The following is a 4,939-nucleotide window of genomic DNA, read 5'->3' as shown; positions in this document are numbered from 1 at the left end:
CGTCAGGCCTGCCGCCAAGCCTGCGAATGGCAGCGCCAGGGGCTGGAGCCGATTCGGGTGTCGGTCAATCTGTCGGTGTATCAGTTGCGTCAGGGCAAGCTGGTGAGCCTGGTGCGCCAGGTATTGGAAGAAACCGGCCTGGAGCCGCACTTCCTCGAACTGGAACTGACTGAAAGCCAGCTCCTGGACAGCGTCGAGCACATCATCGCGACCTTCCAGCAACTGCGTGATCTGGGGGTGAAGCTGGCCATCGACGACTTCGGCACGGGTTACTCGTCCCTGAGCTACCTCAAGCGCATCCCGGTGGACTACGTGAAGATCGACCAGGCCTTTATCCGTGGTCTTGCCGAAGGTGGGGAAGATGCAGCGATTACCCGGGCAATCATTGCCATGGCTCACGGGCTGTCGCTGAAGGTGGTGGCCGAGGGGGTCGAAGATCCTGCCCAACTGACCTTCCTGAGGGCTGAACACTGCGATGAAGTTCAGGGCTACCTGATCAGTCGCCCGGTGAATGCCGAGGCGCTCGCGCAGCTGTTGCAAGCCCAGACTCGCTAACGGGCGGCGACGCCTGCCACAGCGGCTACATAAGTCGTACCCGGCTGAAAATGGGGGGCAGGCCGGCAAATTGATGATGCATTGAACAGGCAAAAAGACGATTCCTGTAGTATAACTACAAGCTTGCTACATCCCCGGCGTCAGCCAATAACAATGAGTCCAGCCCTTTGAACCTGTTGCAGCACATCGCCCAGTCACGTCATTTGTTACGCAAATCGGAGCTCAAGGTCGCCGATCACGTGCTCCTTGATCCTGCGGCCGTGATGCACAGTTCCATGGCGGACCTGGCCCACAGCGTGGGCATCAGCGAGCCGACCATCGTGCGCTTCTGCCGTGCCATCGGTTGCTCCGGTTTTCAGGATCTGAAGCTCAAGTTGGCCCAGAGCCTTGCCGCCGGTGCCAGCTTTGGCCAGTTCGCGATTCATGAAGACGATTCTGTCGCTGACTACAGCCTGAAGATCTTCGACACCACCCTGCACACCCTGATGGAAGTTCGCGAGAAGCTCGATCCGGTGGCCCTGCAGCAGGCGGTGACGGCCATGTCCCAGGCCCAGCGTGTGGAGTTCTACGGCTTTGGCGCGTCGGGCGCGGTGGCGGCGGATGCCCAGCACAAGTTCTTCCGTCTGCTGCTGACCGCGGCGGCCTATTCCGACCCGCACATGCAGGCGATGTCGGCGGTGACCTTGAAGCCTACCGACGTGGCCATCTGCATTTCCCAGTCCGGCCGTTCCAAGGACCTGCTGATCACCGCCAATCTGGTGCGTGAAAGCGGCGCTTCGCTGATCACCCTGTGCCCGAGCCAGACGCCGTTGGCCGAGCTGTCCACGGTCAACCTGGCCATCGACGTGCACGAAGACACCGAGATCTACACCCCGTTGACCTCGCGTATCGCCCACCTGGTGGTGATCGACGTGCTGGCGATGGGCGTGGCCATGGCTCGCGGGCCGAGCCTGGTGAACCACCTCAAGAGCGTCAAGCGCAGCCTTCGCAGCCTGCGCCTCTCGCCCAAGTCGGTCAAAGCCCTGGACGATTGAGTCTCTCTGGCCGGTGATGCGGCCTCTGGGTTGCGCATCGCGCTGACGGACGCCTTCGCTGGCAAGCCAGCTCCTACAGATTGGTAGGCGCTGTGAATGTTCATCGTCCTGTAACCGACCCGCCGCCAAATCGTAACCGCCGACGTCCATCGTGAAGCTCCCGTACTCGCATTGGGAGACTCGAAATGGCCCGGCCTTACGAAGAGAGCAACAGCGCAGTCAAGACCCGTCGTCAGCAGGAAGACCAGCGCCGCATGGAATTTCGTCGTGCGATCGAACACCGCTTCGAGCTGCGTCAGTTGCAACAGCAAATCAACGATTACCCCGAGCTTGAGGCCGTCAATTACTGGCAGGCGGCACCCGCGGCTTCCCGTCGAAGCGTTCAACCAGCCCGCTGATCTGCACGCGTTCGCTGCGGATGAATCCCAGGAACGCATGCGCTACCGGTGACAGGCGCTTGGCTTTGGCCTGCACCAGGCACCAGCTGCGCAGCAATGGCAGCTCTTCGACCGGCAACTCGATCAGGCCGCCGGTCGCCAACTCGAGGTTCAGGGCGTGGCGCGTCAGCAAGGCCACGCCCAGACCCGCCCGTACGCACTCACGCTGAGCTTCCGCCGACGACACTTCGAGGATCTGGGTGAAGTGCACGCGCTTCTCCTTGAAGTACTCCTCGCAGGCCAGGCGGGTGCCGGAGCCCTGTTCCCGCAGTACCAGGGTGTAGGGCTCCAGATCCTGCAGGCGCAGCGGCCCCATATGGCTCAGCGGGTGGTCCGGCGGCGCCACGGCGACGATCGGGTTGTTGAGGAAGGGCAGGAACTCCAGCTCCATGTCCTGGGGCACCATGGACATGATCACCAGGTCGTCGCGGTTGTCCGAGAGGCGGCGGATCACCTGGGCGCGGTTGACCACGGTCAGTTGCAGGTGGACTTCCGGATGCTGGCGCTTGAAGGCGGCGAACAGGTGCGGGACGAAGTATTTGGCGCTGGATTCCACCGCCAGCTTGAGCTGGCCCTGCAGCGAGCCCTGCATGTCCGAGAGCTGCATGTCGAGGTTTTCCAGGCGCCCGAAGATGTCGCGGCTGGCCCGCTGCAGGGCTTCGGCGGCTTCGGTCATGTAGAGCTTCTTGCCTACGTAATCGAACAGTGGCTGGCCGATCAGCTCCTCCAGCTGGCGAATCTGCAGGCTGACGGCGGGCTGGGTGAGATTCATTTCATCGGCGGCGCGGCTGTAGGAGCGTAGATCGCAGACTTCATTGAAAATCTGCAACTGACGTAATGTCAGTCTCATCAAGGACTTACGCATTGTTCGAGTGCTCGCGCCAAGGGCTGGTGGCACGACTATAAGTCTTTACTTATGCCCAACCCAATAATTATTGATTTTTGTTAATCCCTCTGCAGAGCTAGTGTGACGCGGCGACTGACTTGAAACATTTGGTCACGCGCCGACTCGGTCTAGCGGGTCGTTTGTTCCAACGGCTCAAGGGAACCTCCAAGTGATAAAAAAGATCCTGATCGCCAACCGTGGTGAGATCGCCGTACGAATCGTGCGTGCCTGCGCCGAGATGGGCATCCGTTCGGTAGCGATCTTCTCCGACGCCGATCGCCATGCCTTGCATGTGAAGCGCGCGGATGAGGCCCACAGCATTGGCGCCGAGCCGCTGGCCGGCTACCTGAACCCCCGCAAACTGGTGAACCTGGCGGTGGAAACCGGCTGTGATGCCTTGCATCCCGGCTATGGTTTTCTTTCGGAAAACGCCGAACTGGCGGACATCTGCGCTGAACGTGGAATCAAGTTCATTGGCCCGTCGGCGGAAGTGATCCGGCGCATGGGCGACAAGACCGAAGCCCGTCGCAGCATGATCAAGGCCGGCGTGCCGGTGACCCCGGGCACCGAAGGCAACGTCGCGGATATCCATGAAGCCCTGAGTGAAGGCGACCGCATCGGCTACCCGGTGATGCTCAAGGCCACCTCCGGTGGTGGCGGCCGCGGTATCCGTCGTTGCAACAGCCGTGAAGAGCTGGAGCAGGCGTTCCCCCGAGTGATTTCCGAAGCCACCAAGGCCTTCGGTTCGGCGGAAGTGTTCCTGGAAAAATGCATCGTCAATCCCAAGCACATCGAAGCGCAGATCCTCGGTGACAGCTTTGGCAACGTGGTGCACCTGTTCGAGCGCGACTGCTCGATCCAGCGCCGTAACCAGAAGCTCATCGAGATCGCCCCGAGTCCGCAGCTGACTCCGGAACAGCGCGCCTACATCGGCGACCTGTCGGTGCGCGCGGCCAAGGCCGTGGGCTACGAGAACGCCGGCACCGTGGAGTTCCTGCTCGCCGAGGGCGAGGTGTACTTCATGGAGATGAACACCCGGGTGCAGGTGGAACACACCATCACCGAGGAAATCACCGGCATCGACATCGTCCGCGAGCAGATCCGCATTGCTTCCGGCCTGCCGCTCTCGGTGAAACAGGAAGACATCCAGCACCGCGGCTTTGCCCTGCAGTTCCGGATCAATGCGGAGGACCCGAAGAACAACTTCCTCCCCAGCTTCGGCAAGATCACCCGTTACTACGCGCCCGGCGGTCCCGGCGTGCGCACCGACACGGCGATCTACACCGGCTACACCATTCCGCCGTTCTACGACTCCATGTGCCTGAAACTGGTGGTCTGGGCCCTGACCTGGGAAGAGGCAATGGACCGCGGCCTGCGCGCCCTGGACGACATGCGTCTGCAAGGGGTCAAGACCACCGCCGCCTACTACCAGGAAATCCTGCGCAACCCGGAATTCCGTAGCGGTCAGTTCAACACCAGCTTCGTTGAGAGCCATCCGGAACTGACCAACTACTCGATCAAGCGCAAACCCGAAGAGCTGGCCCTGGCCATCGCCGCCGCCATCGCCGCCCACGCAGGCCTGTGAGGAATAAAACAATGTCCAAGAAGATTCATGTAACCGACACCATCCTGCGCGACGCCCACCAATCGCTGCTGGCGACCCGCATGCGCACCGAAGACATGCTGCCGATCTGCGACAAGCTCGACAAAGTCGGCTACTGGTCCCTGGAAGTCTGGGGCGGCGCGACCTTCGACGCCTGCGTGCGCTTTCTCAAGGAAGACCCTTGGGAGCGCCTGCGCAAACTGCGCGCCGCGCTGCCCAACACCCGTCTGCAGATGCTCCTGCGTGGCCAGAACCTGCTGGGCTACCGCCACTACAGCGACGACGTGGTCCGGGCCTTCGTGGCCAAGGCGGCGGTCAACGGCATCGACGTGTTCCGCATCTTCGACGCCATGAACGACGTGCGTAACCTGCGGGTGGCGATCGAAGCGGTGAAGGCCGCCGGCAAGCACGCCCAGGGCACCAT

Annotated in this window: 5 protein-coding genes and 1 pseudogene; 5 read left to right on the top strand and 1 reads right to left on the bottom strand. The window is 61.8% G+C overall.

The genetic code is table 11. The annotated features are described in order from the left end of the window. From BLX41_RS34285 to BLX41_RS02635, 3 genes are all read left to right on the top strand, one after another. Nucleotides 1-555: EAL domain-containing protein (locus BLX41_RS34285; RefSeq protein WP_259744350.1), on the top strand; the 555-nt coding region annotated here is incomplete at its 5' end. Nucleotides 556-722: 167 nt separating this feature from the next. Then, the gene (hexR, locus tag BLX41_RS02640; protein ID WP_011064325.1) at nt 723-1,589 is read left to right on the top strand and encodes a transcriptional regulator HexR; all 867 of its coding nucleotides are present in this window, start codon (nt 723-725) and stop codon (nt 1,587-1,589) included. A 185-nt stretch (nt 1,590-1,774) separates the two neighbouring features. Next, complete coding sequence (locus BLX41_RS02635) at nt 1,775-1,987, top strand: PA3496 family putative envelope integrity protein (protein WP_081002137.1); 213 nt, start codon at nt 1,775-1,777, stop codon at nt 1,985-1,987. On the opposite strand, the gene BLX41_RS02630 is transcribed toward BLX41_RS02635, so the two are convergent. Continuing rightward, nucleotides 1,929-2,891, bottom strand: a complete 963-nt coding sequence (locus BLX41_RS02630) for a LysR family transcriptional regulator (protein ID WP_123723652.1) — start codon at nt 2,889-2,891, stop codon at nt 1,929-1,931. The two genes, BLX41_RS02635 and BLX41_RS02630, sit on opposite strands and share 59 nt — an antisense overlap. Before the next feature lie 190 nt (nt 2,892-3,081). On the opposite strand from BLX41_RS02630, the gene BLX41_RS02625 reads away from it, so the two are divergent. Beyond that, on the top strand, nt 3,082-4,497 hold the full coding sequence (locus tag BLX41_RS02625) for an acetyl-CoA carboxylase biotin carboxylase subunit (protein ID WP_015637534.1): 1,416 nt from the start codon (nt 3,082-3,084) through the stop codon (nt 4,495-4,497). An 11-nt stretch (nt 4,498-4,508) separates the two neighbouring features. Then, nucleotides 4,509-4,939 (top strand): annotated as a pseudogene (locus tag BLX41_RS34280) (pyruvate carboxylase subunit B); the annotation flags it as partial.

The organism is Pseudomonas protegens, from assembly GCF_003732485.1.
Classification (GTDB): Bacteria; Pseudomonadota; Gammaproteobacteria; order Pseudomonadales; family Pseudomonadaceae; genus Aquipseudomonas; species Aquipseudomonas protegens_B.
Note: the sequence above shows the minus strand (reverse complement) of the source record. Positions and strands in the feature narration are given on the sequence as shown.

Bases quoted from the DNA above. Each gene is read 5' to 3' on its own strand.
- BLX41_RS02635 (WP_081002137.1), top strand. From the start codon at position 1,775: ATGGCCCGGCCTTACGAAGAGAGCAACAGCGCAGTCAAGACCCGTCGT.
- BLX41_RS02630 (WP_123723652.1), bottom strand. From the start codon at position 2,891: ATGCGTAAGTCCTTGATGAGACTGACATTACGTCAGTTGCAGATTTTC.